Source organism: uncultured Campylobacter sp. (assembly GCF_938030815.1).
Classification (GTDB): Bacteria; Campylobacterota; Campylobacteria; order Campylobacterales; family Campylobacteraceae; genus Campylobacter_B.
The window spans coordinates 1-3851 of the sequence record NZ_CALHII010000009.1; the positions used below are offsets into that span (position 1 = coordinate 1).

The following is a 3851-nucleotide window of genomic DNA, read 5'->3' on the forward strand; positions in this document are numbered from 1 at the left end:
ATACCAATATGCACAAAAAATGTATTTTTAAAATATTACAGCGACGATCCGTCTAACATATATTTTTGGAGCGAACAAGGCCAAGGCGATTATAAAAACTAAATAATCAACACTCTAAAAGAATTTCTGGGAGAAAAAAAATGGAAAATAGTACCGGATTTAAAGATATTTTGACTAAAGCACTTCCAAAGGTTTACATGCCGACCGCACAGAAGTTAAAAATTTCAATACCTATCATCCAAAGAGATTATGCGCAGGGAAGGATGGACAATAAAGCGGCTGATATCAGAAACAAATTTTTGGATAAAATTTTGAATAGGCTTAAAAGTGACGAGAGTTTATTTCTAGATTTTATTTATGGCAGCATAGAGGATGATAAATTTATACCGATCGATGGCCAACAGCGCCTCACTACTCTTTTTTTGTTGCACTTATACTTTGCAAAAAAGGAAGACAAAGAGTGCGAATATTTAAGAAGGTTTACATACGAAACCAGAAGTAGCCCTAGGGAATTTTGCGAAAAGCTAGTAGACTATGATATTGACTTTAGCAAAGAAAAAATTTCTACATATATAAAAGATAGGAACTGGTTTATGCCGTTTTGGGAAAATGACCCGACCGTAAAATCTATGTTTGTGATGATAGATGAGATACATCATAAATTTAAAGACGCTAAATTTTACGATAAGCTTGAAAATATAAAATTTAGCTTTCTCGAACTTAAAGACTTTGGGCTAACAGATGATCTATACATAAAGATGAATGCGAGAGGAAAGCCTTTAAGCGAATTTGAAAATTTTAAGGCGGAATTTGAGAAAGAACTATCCCAAGATATAAAAACAAAGCTAGATAACCAGTGGCTTGATTTATTTTGGAATTTAAATAGCGGCGATAAAGATGAGATGGGTTTAAGTAATGTTGATAAGCGCTATATGGCACTTTTTAACCGTGTAGCCTCGAATTTTACTGTTCTTAATATAAAAGATACAAAAGAGGCAAAAGATTTTGATTTTGATGAGTTTGATACACTAGACACATTATACTTTTTTAGCAGTAACAAAAATGATGCAAATAATGTAATAAAAATTTTAGATGAGTTGTGTGAAGTTGCAAATGATGAGCCACTTAAAAATTTTACCGATACCAGCAAAGATATTACTTATGAAACAAGGGCTAAATTTTTTGCGCTATCTATGTTTTTGATAAAATTTGGAGCAAGAGAAATTGGCGGAGAGTTTTATAAAAAGTACGAAAGAATAACCACAAATATTGCAAAAGATTTCAATATTGACAGTATTTTAAAACTAAGGCAAGTTTTTGAATTTATCAACGAAATTTGCGAAAAATGTAAGAATAAAAATATTTTTGAGCTGCTAGAAAGTTTTGACGACAAACAACCGGAAAGCTTTAAGACGATCGAATTCTACAAATGGCAAGAGAAAAAGAAGCTAAAGCTAATACAAAGCGATGAAAGGTGGATCGCCGCCATTAATGAAGCTGAAAAGCATTGGTATCTTGGCTCAAATTTGACATTTCTTATAGATTTTGTAAAAGATGATATAAAAGAATTTGAAAGATACTATAAGAAATTTGATGAGATTTTTAAAGAGGATAGGGAAAACCTTTTATTTCAAAGGGCACTACTGACGAAAGGCGATTATTTGCCCGAGCACGGTAATAGCGGCTACTTTACATTTTGTAATTTTAACAATAACCCTCGTAGCAAAGACGACAACTGGCGAGACGTATTTTATGATAAAGAAAAAAGGAGATTTCTAAAAAATTTACTGGATGACCACAGAGGCTTGCAAGATATCATAGAGGAGTTTGATGATAACAAGTACTGGGGGTATTATTTTATAAAGTATCCTGAAATTTTAAAAGAATGCAGTAACTTTTGGATATTGGCATATGACTACACGATTAGGGTTTTAAGAGGAAAATTTACAAATAGCTATCACGTAGAATATTACGCTTTCTCTTTATTTATAATGTTACAAAGGCAATTCCCAAATTTATCCAATGAAAAATTGGGTTATGAATGGGCAAAGTCCTATGGTGAAAATCCTTATGCTTCAATAGGCGACAACAAAATTAGCTTTATAAAAACCGATGATGATAAATATTGCTGGATGATAGATGAGGGGCGAATAGGAGAGGTATTTGATCCAAATCTACCAGAGCAGGACCCACTACAATCCATAATAGATAAAGCATACAAAATCGCAAAAGGCATATAAATGACCCTCTCTAAATCCCTCTATATCCGTGGTCTTCAGTGCGAAAAGAGCTTGTGGCTTAAAAAGAAAAAGCCTGAAGTTTTGCAAGCTCCAGATGATAGCGCGCAGGCGGTATTTGATACCGGCACCTCGGTAGGCGAGCTAGCCTGTGAGCTATTTAGCGGCGGCGAGAGGATAAAGTACACCGGCGACTTTGGCTCGCAAATGGCAAAAACAAAAGAGCTTATCGAGCACGACGCAAAAGTAATCTACGAGGCCACTTTTTGCTTTGACGGCATCCTTGTGATGGTTGATATCCTTCGTATAGGCGTGGATGGGCTTATCATCAACGAAGTAAAGAGCTCAACCTCGGTAAAAGATGTCTATATCGATGATGCAAGCATCCAGTACTACGTCATTAGCTCGCTTGGCTACAAGGTGAGCCGCGTAAATATAATCCACATCGATAGCACCTACACAAGAGGCGAAACGCTAGAGCTTGAAAAGCTATTTTGCGTGCAGGACGTAACTGAGCAAGTAAAGCAAAAGCAGCGAGATATCCCTCAAATTTTAAATAAATTCGAAGAAATTTTAAGCCAAAACTCTGAGCCCGACATCGATATAGGCGCACATTGCTCAAATCCTTACGCTTGCGACGCTCGGGAGTACTGCTGGCATAAGCAGCGAGCTATCCCGGAGTATAGTGTATTTGACATCTCTCGTCTAAGAAGCGATAAAAAATTTGAGCTTTATAAAAACGGCGTGGTTAAATTTAACGATATAAAAGATCTAAGTAAATTTAACGCCTCGCAGCAGATCCAAATAAAATCAGAAATCTCGCAAGAACAGATCATAGACAAAGATGCAATAAAAGAGTTTTTGGATACGCTCCGCTACCCGCTCTATCACCTCGACTTTGAGACCTTTCAGCAGGCGGTGTCGCAATTTATTGGGCTTAGGCCTTCGAGCAGATACCTTTCCAGTTTTCAATCCACAAAGATGACGGCAAGGGAAATTTAGAGCATTTTGAGTTTTTAGCTGAGGCTGGCGCCGATCCTAGATACGAGTTAGCGTTAAATTTAATCAAATTTATCCCGCAGGACGCCTGCGTGCTAGCCTACAACATGAGCTTTGAAAAGGGAGTGATAAGACGTCTTGCCACAAACTATCCTCGAATTTCAAATGAGCTTATGGCTATCCACGACAATATAAAAGACCTCATGGCACCCTTTGCAAGCAAAAGCTACTACCATCCGAAAATGAAAGGTAGCTACTCCATAAAATACGTCCTGCCCGCACTCGTGCCCGAATTAGAATTGGCGTATAAGGATTTAAATTTAATCCATCACGGAGGCGAAGCTATGCAAGCATACGCCGCTATGACTTTTATGAAAGAAACAGAGCGCGAAGCTTATAAGCAGGCTCTGCTAGAATACTGTAAGCTCGATACGCTAGCAATGGTTAAAACTTTATGAGACTGTGCACTAAGACAAAAAATGCCTAGTTTGTCTGCTATAATGCTTTAAAATTTTAAAGGAGGAGATATGGATATAGAGAAATTTGAATCTATGCTAAAGCAAATCAAAGTCTTAAGCGATAAGCTAGAAGTGAAAAAGCTGCGCGGCAATAATG

General features: G+C 36.9%; 1 protein-coding gene and 1 pseudogene. Both read left to right on the forward strand.

The window, feature by feature from the left end:
- Nucleotides 1-140: 140 nt before the first annotated feature.
- Nucleotides 141-2240 (forward strand): DUF262 domain-containing protein, encoded by a 2100-nt coding sequence (locus Q0277_RS00230; protein WP_297994297.1) that lies wholly within the window; start codon nt 141-143, stop codon nt 2238-2240.
- A pseudogene (locus Q0277_RS00235) lies at nt 2241-3694 on the forward strand (DUF2779 domain-containing protein).
- Nucleotides 3695-3851: the final 157 nt, after the last annotated feature.